Source organism: Limnohabitans sp. WS1 (genome assembly GCF_003063265.1).
Lineage (GTDB): Bacteria > Pseudomonadota > Gammaproteobacteria > Burkholderiales > Burkholderiaceae_C > Limnohabitans_A.
This window is the reverse complement of record NZ_NERU01000006.1, coordinates 187,002-204,234: the sequence shown is the minus strand read 5'-3', so window position 1 is coordinate 204,234 and position 17,233 is coordinate 187,002. Positions and strand designations below refer to the sequence as shown.

Sequence of the window (17,233 nt, the reverse complement as noted above, 5' to 3'; positions counted from 1 at the left end):
ATTGATCTACCGTCGCCCAATCAGCCTCGTAGTCCCTGAACCACAGTCACTGACCGAGAAGACAAAAGAAACAGAGAAAGCTGAAAAACAACCGGTACCTATTGACAGGTCAATCCATACCAGGAGCCCCGCCCCCGGGGCGATGGGCTGTGGTCTGCAAGGCTTATCGCGACGAGGGCGTCGCTCCTACAAGGGACATTGCCCTGCATTTTGTAGGAGCTCCGCCCCCGGGGCGATGGGCTGTGGTCTGCAAGGCTTATCGCGACGAGGGCGTCGCTCCTACAAGGGACATTGCTCTGCAATTTGTAGGAGCCCCGCCCCCGGGGCGATGGGCTGTGGTCTGCAAGGCTTATCGCGACGAGGGCGTCGCTCCTACAGGGGACATTGCCCTGCAATTTGTGGGAGCCCCGCGCCCGGGGCGATGGGCTGTGGTCTTCAAGGCTTATCGCGACGAGGGCGTCGCTCCTACAAGGGACATTGCCCTGCAATTTGTAGGAGCCCCGCCCTCGGGGCGATGGGCTGTGGTCTGCAAGGCTTATCGCGACGAGGGGCGTCGCTCCTACAGGGACATTGCCCTGCATTTTGTAGGAGCCCCGCCCCCGGGGCGATGGCTTGTGGTCTGCGAGGCTTATCGCGACGAGGGCGTCGCTCCCACAGGGGACATTGCCCTGCAATTTGTAGGAGCCCCGCCCTCGGGGCGATGGGCTGTGGTCTGCAAGGCTTATCGCGACGAGGGCGTCGCTCCTACAGGGGACATTGCCCTGCATTTTGTAGGAGCCCCGCCCTCGGGGCGATGGGCTGTGGTCTGCAAGGCTTATCGCGACGAGGGCGTCGCTCCTACAGGGGACAGCCCTGAGGGGACAGCCTACAGGGGACAGCCCACAGGGGACAGCCTACAGATCAGAGCCCACAGGGAAAAGGAAAGCCCACAGACAAAAGCCAACAGGGGCAAATCCGTCCATGACGCGGCCACATGCGCTGGGCCGTTAACATCTTGCACCAGCAACACTCAGGGAGACCCCGTGCAACTGAACATCAACGGCCAAAGCCGCACCGCCACCGCTGACCCCAGCACGCCCCTGCTGTGGGTGCTGCGCGACGAACTTCAGCTCACGGGCACCAAATTCGGCTGCGGCATCGCCGCTTGTGGGGCCTGCACCGTGCATGTGGACGGGCAACCCGTGCGCTCTTGTGTGACGCCCACCTCCGCAGTGGCGAACCAACAAATCAAAACCATCGAATCCTTGGGCACGGCTGAAAAGCCTCACCCTCTGCAAACCGCGTGGATCGCCGAGCAAGTGCCGCAATGCGGTTACTGCCAAAGCGGCATGCTGATGGCAGCGGCCGCCTTGCTGGACAAAAACCCCCAACCCAGCGATGCCGACATCGATGCCGCCATGACCAACCTGTGCCGCTGTGGCACTTACCAGCGTGTGCGGGCCGCGATTCACAGTGCCGCCGCTGCCATGAAGAAAGGCGGTGCCGCATGAAACGCCGCACCTGGATTTTGAGCGCCCTGGGCGCAACTGGCGCGCTGGTGGTGGGCTGGGGCGCGATGCCCGCCCGCTCGCGCATGGGTTCGCCCGAATTGATGCTGCCCACACAAGGCGATGTGGCCCTGAACGGCTGGATCAAAATCGCCGCCGATGGCGCGGTGGTGCTGGCCATGCCGCGCAGCGAAATGGGTCAAGGCGTGCACACCGCGCTGGCCATGCTGGTGGCCGAAGAGCTGGACGTGCCCCTCGCCCGCGTGCGTCTGGAACAAGCCGGTGCCGACAGCATTTACGGCAACGTGGCCATGCTGGTGGCCAGCCTCCCCTTTCACCCGCTGGACAGCGAAGGCGAACACAAACCCACCAAGATCAAACTGGCCGAGTGGATGGTCGGCAAGATCGCCCGCGAGCTGGGGATCAACGCCACAGGCGGATCGTCTTCGGTCGCCGACCTGTGGGAGCCACTGCGCATGGCCGCCGCCACTGCACGCGCCAGCCTGGTTCAAGCGGCAGCCGCCGCCTGGAAAGTGCCCGCCAGCGAGATCACCGTGCGCGATGGCGTGATGCAACACGCGTCGGGCCAAAAGGCGCACTACGGCCAAATGGGTGCAGCCGCTGCGGGCAGCACCCCGGCAAACATCGCCCCCAAAGCCCGTCAAGACTGGAAGCTGATCGGCCAAAGCGCCGCACGCAGTGACATTCCCGCCAAAGTCATGGGCCAAGCGCAATTCGGCATGGACGTGCGCTTGCCCGGCATGCTGTTTGCGGCCGTGCGCATGAGCCCGATTTTGGGCGGCTCGGCAGCATCGATCGATCGAAAAACGGCGTTAACGATGCCCGGTGTCGAGCAAGTGGTGCCATTCAACGCCTGGGGCGGGGGAACGGCCGGTCTGGCCGTGGTGGCCAAAAACACCTGGCAGGCCAGACAAGGCGCTCAAGCCCTGCAGGTGCAGTGGCAGCCCCCTGGCACTGGCGCGGCAGACACCGTCCGCATTCAGGCTGAGTTGCTCAAAGTGCTGAACACCGAAAGCGGCTTCACCTTCCACGAGCAAGGCCTGCCACTCAAAGCCGAACAAACGGCGGCCAGCCGCATCGACGCGCTGTACCAAGCGCCCTATCTGGCCCACGCCACCATGGAGCCGATGAACTGCACCGCACAGGTCAAAGACGGCAAAGTCGAAGTTTGGGTGCCCACACAGGTGCCGCAAATGGCGCGTGCCATGGCCGCCAAAGTGGCGGGCGTCAAAGAAGACGACGTCACCGTACATGTGACGCTGCTGGGCGGCGGTTTTGGCCGCAGGCTCGAAGTCGACTTTGTCGGCCAGGCCGTGCAAGTGGCCATGGCCTGCAAGGGTGCGCCGGTGCAGTTGGTCTGGTCGCGCGAAGAAGACATGACACACGACTTTTACCGCCCGATGCACCTGGCCAAGTTCCAGGCGTCCATCGACGCGCAAGGCGAAGTCAGCAGTTTGCGCATCAAGTCGGCGGGAGACGCCATCACCCCGCGCTGGATGGCGCGGGCTGCGCCGCACCTGTCGGGCCCCATCGACATGCCGGACAAAACCACATCCGAAGGCCTGTTTGACCTGCCCTACGGCTTTTTGAACCAGCACATGAGCCATGTGGCCACGAAGTCGGGCGTGCCCGTGGGCTTTTGGCGCTCGGTGGGCCATTCGCACAACGCTTTTTTCTCGGAAAGCTTCATTGACGAACTGGCCATAGCCACCAAGCAAGACCCACTGGCCTTCCGCCTGAAGCTGTTGAAAGACGCCCCGCGTTACGCGGCCGTGCTCCAGCTGGCTGCAAAACAATCAGGCTGGGGCAAGCCTTTGCCCGCAGGCCGCGCACAAGGTATCGCGCTGCACAAATCCTTTGGCTCCATCGTGGCGCAAGTGGCCGAAGTCTCGGTCGAACAAGGCCAGATCCGCGTGCACCGCGTGGTTTGTGCCATCGACTGCGGCACCGTGGTCAACCCTGACACCGTGGCCCAGCAAATGCAAAGCAGCGTGGTCTATGCCTTGAGCGCCGCGTTGTACGGGCAAATCGACATCGTGGGCGGTGTGGTGCAGCAAAGCAATTTTCCGAGCTACCCCATGGTCACGCTCAGCCAGGCACCGACGGTGGAAACCCACATCGTGCCCAGCACCCTCCACCCGGCCGGCGTGGGCGAACCGGCCGTGCCGCCGCTGGCCCCGGCCGTGGGCAATGCGCTGTTTGCTTTGACGGGTCAACGGCAAAGAGCTTTGCCGCTGAAGGTGTAGATCACGACGGGGCAAAGTCCAGTTCAGTGCCAAACCAAAACTCAGGCACATTGATGTGCAAATGCCGATGTTTACATCGGCATTTGCCTACCCACTCCGGCATTTGCCAACACATCACCGAGCAATCCCTCAAGTTCAATTGCCCCCCATTCATTCAAATGATCTAAATCTTGATAATAGGAACGTTCGCTTGTGCCTAATACACAACGGGCTTGACGGCAATAAGCAACATCAGGATTGACGAAGACCAGGCTACTTCGTTTTGGAATCGAATCGAAAAAATCTCGATTAAAAATTTGCAATTTCAAATGATCGGATTGCGATACTGAATAGTTCAAAACCGCCTCTCCCAACTTCTTGTTGTCAGGCTCGTTAAACATCATGATCTTTGAATAAATCTTCCTTGGTTCTGTTTTTTGCTGCGGAACTTGAAGCAAAACAATGACCTGCGCACCCAACGCTTCATATGCTTCAACGGTTTTAAGAAATTCTTTTTTAAAAACCGAACGGGATTTTTCACGTCCCATTTCATCTTCATCATTTGCATTCAAAAAATAACCATTCATTCCTTTTTCATAATCACCTTGGGTATAGTAACTCCATCGAGCCACCAAAACCACTGTTTTAATTTTATTGTTTTTTACATAGTCAAATTGATTTTTTGAAACTTTGCTACAAACACCACGATCCCAATTTCCTTTGAGAACATCAACATTGATCAAGGGAATGCAACCACCCAATCCATGATGAATGTACCCAAATTTCAGATCATGCGCCAATTTATCAAAAACAGGTTGAATTGCCGTTGAATGGCTGTCTCCAAAAACCACCATCTCTGGTTTTTGATTATTTTTTGAACCAAATTCACAAAAAGGCACTTCCCCTTTTTGATGCCCTAGACCGTCATCACAGCTTTTTCGATAATTTTGCAATTTGAATTGGGCTTCAAATTCTGCAGAATAACTAAATCTATTCTTAAAACCTTTATTAACAATTCCAATCAAACCTAAAACTATAAAAAACAAAATAAATAATGACACAATCCGGAATAATTTCTTCCTTGAAATCCAATTTTTTTGCCTGAATGGATTTTCTACATAACGCCAACTCAAATACGCCAACCCAAGAGATAAAATACTCAGCATTATGAATACATGAGTCTCTGGAGTCACAATGCTTTGATGCCTTGCAAATGCAAAAATAGGTTGATGCCATAAATATGCACTGTAACTAACCAGACCAATACTCACAAATATTTTTAGACTTAATATTTTACCCAATACCGTATCTGATTTTGCATATAAAATAATCAAAATAGCACCCAACGTAGGCACCAGGGCGTATACACCCGGAAAAGGTGTCTCCTTGCCAAAATTAAAAATCGAAAACAATACCAAAGCCAACCCCAACATGCTGGCCATCTCAGAAAATAAACGACCACTTTTTTTGTGCTGATCCGACAATATATAAAAAGCTGCCAATCCACCCAACAACAACTCCCAACTGCGGGCAACCAATAAATAAAATGCAGCGGCAGGTTGTGCCAGCGAAGCCCATTGCGCATATACAAGCGAAGCAGAACCCAGCAAACCCATCATCACCAACAACCAACGCTTACCCCAACGCCAAAGCAGCATGAAAAACAAAGGGAAAAATAAATAAAATTGCTCTTCAACAGCCAAACTCCATGTATGTAAAAGCGGCTTCATTTCAGCCGCTCTTTCAAAATACCCACTTTCACTCCAAAATAAAAAATTCGATATATACAACGGTACAGCCAACAAGCTGTCTGAAAAATCTTTTAAATCATGAGGAAGAAGTAGCACCCATGAAAAAGGCAGACACACAAACATCACTAAAAACAAAGCTGGCAAAATTCTTCGTGCACGTCTTTCATAAAAATCAATGAGTGAAAATCTTTCTTTTTCCAGATCGGAAATGATCACTCCTGTGATCAGATAACCACTGATCACAAAAAAAACATCTACACCCACAAAACCACCACTGAAAGCCTCCAAGCCTGCATGAAACAGGATCACCGGCAAAACAGCAAGCGCCCTTAAGCCATCGATTTCTCGTCTATAGGTCATTTTTGATGGAAGCATGCTCATCCCAAGTCAAGCTTTTGTGGCCATGCACAGAGCTTTTGCAGGAACAAGGATTTTTGGCCATGCTTTTGATGTTGCTGATTCTCGACCAAGCTTGGCACTTGAAGTGCAAAACTTTAAAAGGGGAAACAGTTGATTAAATTAATGGGGATCTGACCCCAATTAATTCTACAGGGAGATGCCCCTCATTTTGTAGGAGCCCTGCCCCCGGGCGATTCTTGGTGGTTTGCGAGGCTTTTCGCGACGGGAGCGTCGCTCGTACAGGGGAATATCCTGCATTTTGTAAGAGCCCCGCCCTCGGGGCGATTCTTGGTGGTTTGTGGGGCTTTTCGCGACTGGGGCGTCGCTCTCACAGGGGAATATCCTGCATTTTGTAGGAGCCCCGCCCCCGGGGCGATTCTTGGTGGTCTGCGAGGCTTTTCGCGATGGGGGCGTCGCTCTCACAGGGGAATATCCTGCATTTTGTAGGAGCCCCGCCCCCGGGGCGATTCTTGGTGGTCTGCGAGGCTTTTCGCGACAGGGGCGTTGCTCCTACAGGGGAATATTCGACATTTTGTAGGAGCCCCGCCCCCGGGGCGATGAGGGTCAGGATCGGCCGTAGCGGTCTTCGAAGCGGACGATGTCGTCTTCGCCGAGGTAGCTGCCCACTTGCACTTCAATCAGTTCCAAGGCGATCTTGCCGGGGTTTTCCAAGGCATGCACCGAGCCCAAGGGCAAGTAAATGGACTGGTTTTCGGTCAACAAATGCTCTTGACCATCCAGCGTCACGCGGGCTGTGCCCGACACCACAATCCAATGCTCGGCGCGGTGGTGGTGCATTTGCACCGACAACTTGGCTCCGGGCAACACCGTGATGCGCTTGACCTGATAACGCCCGCCGGCATCCACCGAATCGTATTTGCCCCAAGGACGGTAAACCTCTCGGTGAATCTGATGCTCGGTGCGCTGATTCGCCTTGATCTGCGCCACGATCTGCTTGACTTCGTTCACCCGCTCGCGGGGGGCCACCAACACCGCGTCTTTGGTCTGTACCACCACATGGTCTTGCAAACCCACCGTGGCCACCAATGCGTTCTCCGCAAAAATCAGGTTGTTGTGGCTGTCGTGCGACAGCACATCGCCGCGGTGCACATTGCCCTGGGCGTCGTGCGGCAGCACTTCCCACAAAGCGGCAAACGCCCCCACATCGCTCCAGCCGGCATCCATGGGCACGACCACCGCAGCATCGGTTTTTTCCATGACGGCGTAATCAATCGACTCGTCCGCACACGCCTTGAACGCCTCGGCGTCGACCCGCACAAAATCCATGTCGGCCTGGGGTGCCAGCATCGCCTTCTGGCACGCGGCCAAAATGTCTGGCCGATGCGCCTGAAGCTCGGCCAGGTATTGGCTGGCGCGGAACAAAAACATGCCGCTGTTCCAGTCATAGTCACCGCTGGCCACGTAACCCTCGGCCACAGATGCATTGGGTTTTTCGACAAACGCGGCCACCTTGAATGCGCCCTCGCCCACCGAGGCCCCGCGCTTGATATAGCCATAACCCGTCTCGGCCCGGTGCGCCACAATGCCAAAGGTCACCAAAGCACCCGCCTCGGCCAAGGGCAAAGCGGTTTGCACAGCCGCCTGAAACGCAGCCGTGTCCTGAATCATGTGGTCGGCCGCCAACACCAACATCAAAGGATCTGCCCCCGCCGCAGTGGCCTGCAAAGCGGCCAAAGCCACCGCAGGCGCTGTGTTGCGCCCGGCAGGCTCCAAAACAATGTTGCCCTGCAATGCCCCAATCTGACGCAACTGCTCGGCCACTAAAAAGCGGTGGTTCTCATTGCAAATGACCATCGGATGCGCCACAGGCAAACCCTGCAAACGGCTGACCGTGGCCTGCAGCATCGACTGTTTTTCGCCCAAAGCCAAAAACTGCTTGGGGAAAAGTTCGCGCGACAAAGGCCACAAACGGGTGCCGGAACCACCGGCCATGATGACGGGTAAAAGTTTCATAGTCTTCAAGGTTAAAGGCCAAAGACGGCCATCGGAAAAAAACATTCAGCGATTGGCTCACAAACAAGGCCAGAAAGCCGTATTTTGTAGGACTACCGCCCACCTCGGGTCAAGGCGGCGTAGAGGGCAGCCTTATGTTTGTGAAAGATTGTTTAATTATTTGTATTATTTAATTCATGTTTACTTCAGTGAAAGCTACTTACGAATAAATATCTATTGATTTGTATCTACAAATTTGTTAACTGTTCGTTAATTTGTGAATTTTGATCAAGTTTTCGGCTCACACCAGACGTTTGACTTTGATAAGGCAGCTGGATGAACAAGTGCGCCTTTGTCTCCAAAAACCAAGAAGTCCAGCAAGCACCAAAGCTTGGCCTGGCTGGGCCCAACCATGATTGGCCATCAAAGCTTGAGACGATGGCGCAGGGTTAGCGTGCTTGTTAGCGATGGCACCTTTACAGGAGCCCAAGCACACATGAAATATGAATTTTTATCAATATTTACAATTTAACAAATGTAAATTTACATTCTAAGCTCTGCTAAAAAATTGGGGTCTGACCCCGATTTTTAATTGGGGTCAGATCCCAATTTTCCAAACGATGGTCTAGGGTCTTATGGCCCAAAAAGCGACGAGCTCTTTGAACGCGCGGGCGCTTCCGTCCAGGCTGTTGGCGTCTGGCAACCAAGGCAGGCGGCCGTTGCTGTTGCCGACCTCGTGATCGGTGGCCACAGCGTGCACTTCAAGGCCTTGCTGTTCAAACAACTGCACGGCTCGGCGCATGTGCAAGGCCGACGTGACCAACAAAACCTTTTGAATGCCGCGCTCGCGCAACAGCTTGGCCGACATCTCAGCGTTTTGTCGTGTGTTGCGGCTGAATTCTTCGGTGAGCAAAGCCGAAGCGGGCACACCCAAATCAAGCATGAACTGCCGCATGCCCAAAGCTTCGGGCTGGGAGGATTTGGACAGATCACTGCCCCCGCTCAGCAACACCACAGGAGCCTTGCCCGATGCGAAAAGCCGCGAGGCATGCCACACGCGGTCAGCAGCTTGACCCAAATTGGGCCAAGGTCGCAACGCATCAGGCGGATCCATGGTGCCACCCAGCACCACCACAGCCTGCGCTGCAGGAACAGCGGCCAATGGCAACGGAGGGTACGAGGCCTCAAGCTGACCGCGAATCCAGTGACTGGCCAACGGTGTAGACCAGCACCACAACCACACAAACGCCAAGACAGCCAGCACCTGCGCTGAACGCTTTCGCCCTCTCAGGCTCAAAACCACAGCCAACGCCCAAGCCAACAAAGCCGTGCCCAGCGGGGCGATCAAAAAAGTGATGAATGAGTTGAGCAGCAGCACGGGCAAATCGGTTCAGTGGTTCGTAGCGTGCACAGATTTTCTCAGCGAAGGCGTTGCACTCAAATGAAAGAGGTTCTGCATTCTAAAAAATGTAATCAACATTGTGTGAAACTTGATCTGTATTTAAAAATTGATGAATCAATAATTACCTTTTTGCTTGCTTTCAGTCAGCCTCCCTGAGCCTCCTCAAGCCCTCTGTCAATTTTCGGGTTGACCCCAAATGAGACTCCTGCAGGAGCCCCGCCCCCGGGGCAATGGGTGGTGGTCTGCAAGGCTTCATCGCGACGAGGGCTTCGCTCCTACAAAATGTGGGAGCCCCGCCCTCGGGGCGATGGGTGATGGTCTGCGAGGCAGTTCGCGACGAGGGCGTCGCTCCTACAAAATGTAGGAGCCCCGCCCCCGGGGCGATGGGCGGTGGTCTGCTAGGCTTCATCGCGACGAGGGCGTCGCTCCTACAAAATGTAGGAGCCCCGCCCCCGGGGCGATGGGCGGTGGTCTGCAAGGCTTCATCGCGACGAGGGCGTCGCTCCTACAAAGCCAAACAAGCCAAACAATTAATCGGGATCTGACCCCAATTTATCCACACCTGCGGGTTTAGGGTGCAGTGGCGACTGGTTTCGAACCAACCCTCAAAGCCCCAGGGTAATGCTGAGGGTCAATGATGAAAGGTGTTGGCTATCTGCCCAGAAGGGAAGCGAAAATTACGGAATTCATGTTCGTCAATGACGGTATCAGGTCAGCAAATTCTTGAGATCTTTCAACATCAGGAACAGGTGGTATGGATCGGTCGGACTGGGCTCAAACTCCCACGTTTCATACCACCTCAGCGCCATATCATCCTTGGCATGTACGAGCAGACAACGAATTCCAGCTATATCGGCAGCCTGTGCGGTGCGCAGCAGAGCATCCTTGAGCAAGGCCTGACCCAGGCTTTTGCGCTGATGCGCCTTGTCTACGGCAAGCCGAGCCAGAATCATGACTGGCACTGGGTGACGCGCCAGACCCTTCATGACTCTTGAAGGCGTTGCCTCAGGATCGACACTGCCGACTACGAGACTATAAAAGCCGACCACCACGTCCCCCTGGCAGCAAACGTAGGTCTGCGCACTGTTGGCTTTCTGGTTGACGAGCGCGTAACGCTGAAGGAACTGATTCAGCGCTGCCTGACCGCAATCGAAAGCATCCACCTGATCCGTTGCAGCAAGCTTGCGAACAGGTGTGTAGCCATTGCTCAACCCAGCACCCCAGGATTACGCAGCAAACTCTTCAGGCGTGTCTTGTTTTGCACCGGCCGATCCAGCGCTTCCTGAAACGCCTGCCACTGGGTTTCGTCGAGCACAAACTGGCGACGATCCGCCAGAGTCTGCTCGGCCGCCGTCACGCCCGCGTCGAGCAAGAACTCGCTGACATTCTTGTGGCTGGCACGTGCGGCATCCTGCAACAGCTGCTTGATCAGCGTGCTGGCACGAACATCGATGCGCTCGGTTTTTGAGAAATTGGCAGTGGTCATCACTTGACCTCAAGGTTAGTCATGCCGTGATTGTATATGTCCGGACATCGTCAGTACAAGTTTTTCATTACCCAGACTCTCCGTCTGTCACGATCGTTGTCCTGCCTGTTGACCCATCCAACCCCACAGTCGACCAAGGAGCACAAAGGCTCCATGAACAAGCAAAACAATTGTGATCTGACCCCAATTAACGCCTACAAAATGTAGGAGCCCCGCCCCCGGGGCGATGGGTGGTGTGCAAGGATTCTCCCTGTAGGAGCCCCGCCCCCGGGGCGATGGGTGGTGGTATGCGAGGCTTCATCGCGACGAGGGCGTCGCTCCTACAAAGCAAACCAAACAATTAATCGGGATCTGACCCCAATTAACCCCCCTGCTCCGTCAGAACGATATGCCGTATTCGCGACGCCAGAGCTCGAACATGACGAGGCCAAAAAGGCGTTCGCCGTTGAAGTGGCCTTTGTCTTGGTCGCGCATCAGCTTGTTGACGGTTTGGGCATCGAAGCTGCATTGCGGGTCGCGCAACACATCGTCAAACAGCGTCCCAAATGGGCCGCCTTTGAGCCATACGTTCATGGGAATCGAAAACCCCTGTTTGCGCTGCAGGTCAAAAATGGAGAAGGTTTGCACTTGGCTGGATGCCCGCACCGCCATGCCCGTCACCAGGCTCAAATCCACCCCGCCGCTCACCAAAATGCCCACAGGCACAGCTTCCATATCTTGTCATGGCATAACCCCTAATCTGATCTTGGTCCTGATGCTGGACAACCAATCATCTCGGTAATGCAACGCAAGCGCATCACGATTGGCTCGCCCCATGGCAGACCTACGGGCCAAATCCTCCAGCGAGGTCATACAGTCGAGCCACCCCAAATCATGCGAGGCGACCAAAGCAGCCTTATCAGCAGTTGTGACCACCACGACCTGGGAGGGAAGTAGCTTGCTTGCGGCAAGCCATGCAAATAAATGCTGCTCGCCATCATCAAGTGTGCTGCAGGACGGATGCCTTAAAACAAGAGAGGCGATATCTTTTCGGTTAACGGAATACTGCCCGGCAAGCCCTGCGTTCAAATCGGCCGGATGCACCGCAACATGTCGAGGATCACCAGGATTGCCGGTCAATGTTTCTTCAACGCACTTTTCTACTGTCTCCATTGAAAAATGGTGGCTGATAGCTGCCCAGCAACCCGTTCGAAACGACTCGAGGATGACATTGGTGTCCGCAAAAACTCGGATTTTCTGCATGCTTTTCCCACCTCACAGCTCATAGGGTGGGGCAAGGTCATACTCAGCGAATAGCTCAGTCAGACCGCCTAATCCAAGACCCATTGCTTTGGCCGCTTTGCGGGCCGACAGCCGTCCATTGTCAAGTGCCTCATGAAGCATCTTTACGAAGGTTGGAGAAAATCGCTTTGGAGGACCTGATACCGATGGTCGGTGTTTTTCTTGAGAAAGACTACGCCGAGTTTCTTCACCAATGAGTTTGAGGTTGAACAGCCGCCATGCCAGCGTGACAGGCGCGACACGAAGTAAGGCCGCGATTTCGCAAAGATGCGCAATGTCATCGAGCCGCTCGGACTTGATGAGCTTATCAAGCGTTGCACGCGGCATCAACAATGCAGCGGCGAAACTATTGGCCAACTGTTCAATCCGCTTACCTTTGTTCCGCTCTTCTACTGAATTAGATTCTCGGTGCTCAGGCTTCATCGCATCCCAAGTCAAAGCATGAAAGAGCTCATGTGCCAGATCGAAGAAACGACGAGCCTCACTCTCGTTGCGGTTGATCAAGATGACCCCCATCTCTTCAAGATGACAGGTCGCACCCGAAATTGACTGGCCGTCAGGGGTATCAACCGTATCGACAAACAGCACCGGGATGTCTAACTCACGTTCAATTTTGTCGATCAAACTTTCCGCCGGAATCACACCAAGATCAAGCTCGCCGACGAGACATTCTGCGCTTTTCTGTGCATCTTCGAAGGAAGATTGTGCAGACAGACGCAACGCTCGCTTAAGAACGCTCGCTCGGCTGTCCTGCTGTTCGCGCAGCCAGCGAAGCAAGCCGATCCACTGGCCTGCCTTGAGCTCAAAGCCATCAAGACTGTCCTCAGTCACCTCAGGGGCGGCACGCCATGAGAACTGGGCCTCGCCTGCAACAGCAAACGGGTCAATGAAAAACTCAATGTCACGATCCAAAATGTCGGAAAGAGTCAACATTTCATCTGGTTTCAAGGCACGCTTGCCATTCTCGATGTCTGAGACCGATTGACGGTCTTTCAGCCCCAGGCCTTGGGTGAGCTGATCCTGGGTCCAACCCTTGGCTTCCCGCGCAGCCTTTACGCGTAGGCCAATCAACTTTTGCGATATTTTTCCGAGCATGGCAGTAACCTCCTAAACAAACATCTTATCTTGCAAAAATCAAAAGGCAATAAATTCTTGCGTAATTTATTTTGCAATAAACATCAACTAACTTGCCAGCCCCCTCTGTTACCACAGTTGTCCCATCTCACAACAAAACAGGCCCAAAAAACGTCAAAGGAGCCCGAAGGGCTCCTTGAACAAACAAAACAATGGGGATCTGACCCCGATAAACAAAATGTATGAGCCCCGCCCCCGGGGCGATGGGTAGTGGTCTGCAAGGCTTATCGCGACGAGGGCGTCGCTCCTACAAAATGTAGGAGCCCCGCCCCCGGGGCGATGGGTGATGGTTTGCGAGGATTCTCCCTGTAGGAGCCCCGCCCCCGGGGCGATGGGTGGTGGTCTGCGAGGATTCTCCCTGTAGGAGCCCCGCCCCCGGGGCGATGGGTGGTGGTCTGCGAGGCTTATCGCGACGAGGGCGTCGCTCCTACAAAGCAAAACAAACAAGCCAAACCAAACAATCGGGATCTGACCCCAATTAAACCCCCTGCTCCGTCAGAACGATATGCCGTATTCGCGACGCCACAGTTCGAACATGACAAGGCCGAAAAGGCGTTCGCCGTTGAAGTGGCCTTTGTCTTGGTCGCGCATCAGCTTGTTGACGGTTTGGGCATCGAAGCTGCATTGCGGGTCGCGCAATACATCGTCAAACAGCGTCCGAAATGGGCCGCCTTTGAGCCATACGTTCATGGGAATCGAAAACCCCTGTTTGCGCTGCAGGTCAAACTCTGGGGGCAAGAGGCGTGAGCACAGGCGCTTGAGCAAGATCTTCTTTTCAGTCGGCGTTGCTTTCAGCCGCGACGGCACTTTGCCAAAGGCAAACTCGATCATGCGGTGATCCAGCAGCGGTGAGCGCACTTCGAGAGAACTCAACATGCTGGCGCGATCCACCTTGACCAAAATGTCTTCCGCCATGAAGTTGGCAAAGTCCATCCGGGTCGCACGTTGCAACAGATTGGTTTGTAAAGGCGTCCTCGCTTTGCGCACGGACTCTGCCACATAGGACCAATTTGCACGTCTTTGCAACAAACGCGAGCGCGACTGGTCATCAAAATACGAAGAAATGATGGGCAGGTCTTTGTCCAGATCAACGCCTAAACCCTGCGCCCAGTTACGCCCCTTGAAACCCACGGGCAAGAACTTTTCTGCCGACCGCGCCACGCCTTGGCGAAGAAAAAGCGGCAGTCGCCCCAAATTCTGTTGCATCCACAGCATGCGGCTGTGATGGTGATAACCACCAAACAACTCATCACCACCATCCCCACCCAAGGCCACGGTGCAATTTTGGCGAACCAACTGGCTCACCAAAAAAGTCGGGACCATCGATGAATCGATGATCGGCTCGTCAAACTGCCGTGCCAAACGCGGCAGCAAATCAGCACTGGCGTCTTGGGCCATCAGTTCGGTGTGGCGCGTGCCAAAGTGGCGGGCAATCAAGCGTGCGTGTTCTGTTTCATCCGCTTTGCCGTGGCCCGGAAAACCAATGGAGAAGGTCTGCACTTGGCTGGATGCCCGAACCGCCATGGCCGTCACCAGGCTCGAATCCACCCCGCCGCTCAGCAAAATGCCCACAGGCACATCGGCCGTCATTTGGGCGCTAACGGATTCTTGCAACAACGACTCGAGCTCATCCAACAGAGCCTCGTCATCCACAGCCCCATGTTCAGAGGCCAAGTCAGGCAGTTGCCAATAAGGCCAGACCTGCGCCTGGCCACTTTGCAAATCAAAGCGCAGCGCATGGGCCGGCGGCAGCTTGTTGTACCCCTTCAACAGACAAGCATCACCTGGCACATAACCCATGCCCAGATAACAATCCATGGCTTGGGGATCGATGTCACGGGGGTTGGCGGGGTTGGCCAGAAGCCCTTTGAGCTCTGATGCAAATTGCAAGCATCCATTTGCCAGGCGATAAAACAGGGGCTTTTCACCGGCACGGTCTCGTGCCAAAAACAACTTTTGTTGCAAGGCATCGTGAATGGCAAACGCAAACATGCCGTTCAAGCGCGCCAAACAGTCTTCACCCCAGGCGGTATAGGCAGCGAGCAGCACTTCTGTGTCGCTGTTTGACCGGAAAGTGAAACCCAAGCCCAGCAACTCACTTCTTAAGGCCTGGTGGTTGTAGATCTCGCCATTAAAGACAATGGACACACCTCGCCCGGGCAAATGCATGGGCTGATGCCCTTGGGGCGACAGATCGATGATGGACAAGCGCCTGTGTGCCAAGCCCACCCGACCATCGGCCGACCACCACTCCCCCGCGTCATCGGGTCCGCGATGTGTCATCGCGTCCCGGCCCCGGGCTAACCAGCGTCGATCAGGCTGATGGGCCGTATTGCCTATACCAATAATTGCGCACATGTGATTTCTTGATATATGAGTATTTTTAACTACAAATAAATGACCTGCATTTAAAATACCCATCATCCTAATTTTATTATATTTGTAATTGATAAATACGAAATTTATACAGAGTACAGTTAATTTTTATGTTTTCAACATATCAAGACCAGAAAACAACAAAGCCATCCAAGGGCGGCTTTGACATCAAAACTGGGATCTACCCAGATATATAAAAAAGGATTAAGAAAAATGGCGAAAACAGTTAAAGTCAATTTATTTAAACTGTTTCAACTTGCTCAAGTTCTTCCAGTCTAAAGCCCCCAGCCCACTGAATGCACCCACACCGGTGCGGCGCAGGGCAGCACAGTCTTCGCGGCTTTTGCGCACCATGTCTTTGAGTGAAGTGGACCCCGAATTTGTGACAGGTGTTTAAGTGGGACACTGTCTAAAGAAACGGGTTACCAATGACTGAATCAATAAAGCGAAGAGTTCATCCGCCGGAGTTCAAGGCCAAGGTGGGGCTGGAGGCGCTCGGTGGGATGACGACCATCAACCAAATCGCCCAAGAGCAAGGAGTCCATCCGATTCAGGTCGGCCAATGTAAGCGCGAGATCCAAGCCCAGGCCAAAAGTCTTTTTGAGGGCAAGCGTGGGCCACAACCGGTACCTGCCGAGAGTGCGCCGGACCGGCTCTATAGTGAGATCGGTCGCTTGAAGATGGAGCTGGACTGGGTCAAAAAAGTCCGGAATCAGCCTGCCATGATCCGTCATGCTTGGATAAGCGCCCATGCTGATGTCACGCAAAAGCACCAGTTCCTGCTCGCTGGCGTTTCGCGCACCACCGTCTACGTCAAGCGCAAAGCTGTGTTGTTTGTCGAGGCAGACGAGCTGCTCAAGCGCCTGATTGATGAGGAATACACGCGTCATCCCTTCACGGCAGCCGCAAGATGGTGGTGTATTTGGAGCGCTGCGGGCACCGGGTCAACCGCAAGCGGGTGCAACGCTTCATGCGCTCCATGTCGCTGGCCGGTATGGCACCAGGGTCGAACACAAGCGCGGCGCACCCGCAGCACAAGGTCTACCCCTACTTGCTGCGTGGCGTGCCCGTGGTGCGGGCCAATCAGGTCTGGAGCACGGACATCACCTACGTGCGGCTGGCGCGCGGCTTTGCTTACTTGGTGGCTGTGATCGACTGGTATTCAAGGCGGGTGCTGAGCTGACGAATCAGCAACAGCACGGAGGCGGCGTTTTTTGCGTGGACTGCTCGGAAGACGCCTTGCGTGAGCATGGTAAGCCTGAGGTATTCAACAGCGACCAGGGCAGCCAATTCACCAGCGTTGCCTTCACGGACGTTCTGAAACGCGAGGCCATTGCCATCAGCATGGACGGCCGGGGCCGGGCATATGACAACATCTTTGTGGAGCGGCTTTGGAGGAGCGTCAAGCATGAAGACATCTACCTCAACGGCTACGCCACGATGGTCGAGTTGCTGATGGGTCTGACGAAATACTTTGCCTCTTACAACACCAAGCGCTCACACCAGGCCTTGGGCAATCAAACCCCACAGGAGGTGCACAAGACCTCGAGCGGCGGCGGTGCGATGATCGTGGACAAATACCGGAGCAAAGAAAGACTCCCAGTTGCGCTGCGCTCCAGCGGGACTGCGGCCGGGGAAGTCAGGATTGAGATTGAGCCTGCAATACAAAAGGCAAAAACCGGGGCAGCGCCGTCCAGCTGCGAGAAGTGGAGTGCAAC

The 17,233-nt window shown here is 54.8% G+C and carries 11 protein-coding genes and 1 pseudogene; 3 read left to right on the top strand and 9 right to left on the bottom strand.

The window, feature by feature from the left end:
• Window positions 1-1,022 precede the first annotated feature (1,022 nt).
• On the top strand, window positions 1,023-1,490 hold the full coding sequence (locus tag B9Z48_RS10355) for a (2Fe-2S)-binding protein (protein WP_108378186.1): 468 nt from the start codon (window positions 1,023-1,025) through the stop codon (window positions 1,488-1,490).
• Entirely contained in the window at window positions 1,487-3,754 is a 2,268-nt protein-coding gene (locus B9Z48_RS10350; RefSeq protein WP_108378184.1) for a xanthine dehydrogenase family protein molybdopterin-binding subunit, read from the top strand. Before B9Z48_RS10355 ends, B9Z48_RS10350 begins: the two co-directional genes overlap by 4 nt.
• A gap of 71 nt (window positions 3,755-3,825) precedes the next feature.
• Here B9Z48_RS10350 and B9Z48_RS10345 read toward each other — a convergent pair whose 3' ends face one another.
• The 9 genes from B9Z48_RS10345 to asnB all read right to left on the bottom strand — a co-directional run bounded on the left by B9Z48_RS10345 (window position 3,826) and on the right by asnB (window position 15,497).
• Window positions 3,826-5,865, bottom strand: a complete 2,040-nt coding sequence (locus B9Z48_RS10345; protein WP_108378182.1) for an acyltransferase family protein — start codon at window positions 5,863-5,865, stop codon at window positions 3,826-3,828.
• A gap of 582 nt (window positions 5,866-6,447) precedes the next feature.
• A complete protein-coding gene (locus tag B9Z48_RS10340; protein WP_108378180.1) occupies window positions 6,448-7,857 on the bottom strand; it encodes a mannose-1-phosphate guanylyltransferase/mannose-6-phosphate isomerase in 1,410 nt (469 codons plus the stop codon).
• Between the two features lie 604 nt (window positions 7,858-8,461).
• Window positions 8,462-9,214 carry a YdcF family protein gene (locus B9Z48_RS10335; protein ID WP_199233493.1) on the bottom strand — a complete coding sequence of 251 codons (753 nt, stop codon included), beginning with the start codon at window positions 9,212-9,214 and terminating at the stop codon, window positions 8,462-8,464.
• A 731-nt stretch (window positions 9,215-9,945) separates the two neighbouring features.
• Window positions 9,946-10,449 carry a GNAT family N-acetyltransferase gene (locus tag B9Z48_RS10330; RefSeq protein ID WP_089963375.1) on the bottom strand — a complete coding sequence of 168 codons (504 nt, stop codon included), beginning with the start codon at window positions 10,447-10,449 and terminating at the stop codon, window positions 9,946-9,948.
• Window positions 10,446-10,724 (bottom strand): DUF1778 domain-containing protein, encoded by a 279-nt coding sequence (locus B9Z48_RS10325; RefSeq protein WP_108378178.1) that lies wholly within the window; start codon window positions 10,722-10,724, stop codon window positions 10,446-10,448. Before B9Z48_RS10325 ends, B9Z48_RS10330 begins: the two co-directional genes overlap by 4 nt.
• A gap of 378 nt (window positions 10,725-11,102) precedes the next feature.
• Complete coding sequence (locus B9Z48_RS10320; protein ID WP_108378177.1) at window positions 11,103-11,438, bottom strand: asparagine synthase-related protein; 336 nt, start codon at window positions 11,436-11,438, stop codon at window positions 11,103-11,105.
• Window positions 11,439-11,444: 6 nt separating this feature from the next.
• The gene (locus B9Z48_RS10315) at window positions 11,445-11,966 is read right to left on the bottom strand and encodes a hypothetical protein (RefSeq protein ID WP_108378175.1); all 522 of its coding nucleotides are present in this window, start codon (window positions 11,964-11,966) and stop codon (window positions 11,445-11,447) included.
• 12 nt (window positions 11,967-11,978) lie between these two features.
• Window positions 11,979-13,100 carry an XRE family transcriptional regulator gene (locus tag B9Z48_RS10310; RefSeq protein ID WP_108378173.1) on the bottom strand — a complete coding sequence of 374 codons (1,122 nt, stop codon included), beginning with the start codon at window positions 13,098-13,100 and terminating at the stop codon, window positions 11,979-11,981.
• Between the two features lie 534 nt (window positions 13,101-13,634).
• The gene (asnB, locus tag B9Z48_RS10305) at window positions 13,635-15,497 is read right to left on the bottom strand and encodes an asparagine synthase (glutamine-hydrolyzing) (RefSeq protein ID WP_108378171.1); all 1,863 of its coding nucleotides are present in this window, start codon (window positions 15,495-15,497) and stop codon (window positions 13,635-13,637) included.
• Between the two features lie 446 nt (window positions 15,498-15,943).
• Here asnB and B9Z48_RS10300 point away from each other — a divergent pair.
• Window positions 15,944-17,096: pseudogene (locus B9Z48_RS10300) on the top strand (IS3 family transposase); the annotation flags it as partial.
• Between the last annotated feature and the right edge of the window lie 137 nt (window positions 17,097-17,233).

Excerpts from the sequence above, each read along its gene's own strand:
- B9Z48_RS10350 (WP_108378184.1), top strand. The coding sequence starts at position 1,487 with ATGAAACGCCGCACCTGGATTTTGAGCGCCCTGGGCGCAACTGGCGCG.
- B9Z48_RS10345 (WP_108378182.1), bottom strand. The coding sequence starts at position 5,865 with ATGAGCATGCTTCCATCAAAAATGACCTATAGACGAGAAATCGATGGC.
- B9Z48_RS10340 (WP_108378180.1), bottom strand. The coding sequence starts at position 7,857 with ATGAAACTTTTACCCGTCATCATGGCCGGTGGTTCCGGCACCCGTTTG.
- B9Z48_RS10325 (WP_108378178.1), bottom strand. The coding sequence starts at position 10,724 with ATGACCACTGCCAATTTCTCAAAAACCGAGCGCATCGATGTTCGTGCC.
- B9Z48_RS10320 (WP_108378177.1), bottom strand. The coding sequence starts at position 11,438 with ATGGAAGCTGTGCCTGTGGGCATTTTGGTGAGCGGCGGGGTGGATTTG.
- B9Z48_RS10315 (WP_108378175.1), bottom strand. The coding sequence starts at position 11,966 with ATGCAGAAAATCCGAGTTTTTGCGGACACCAATGTCATCCTCGAGTCG.
- B9Z48_RS10310 (WP_108378173.1), bottom strand. The coding sequence starts at position 13,100 with ATGCTCGGAAAAATATCGCAAAAGTTGATTGGCCTACGCGTAAAGGCT.
- asnB (WP_108378171.1), bottom strand. The coding sequence starts at position 15,497 with ATGTGCGCAATTATTGGTATAGGCAATACGGCCCATCAGCCTGATCGA.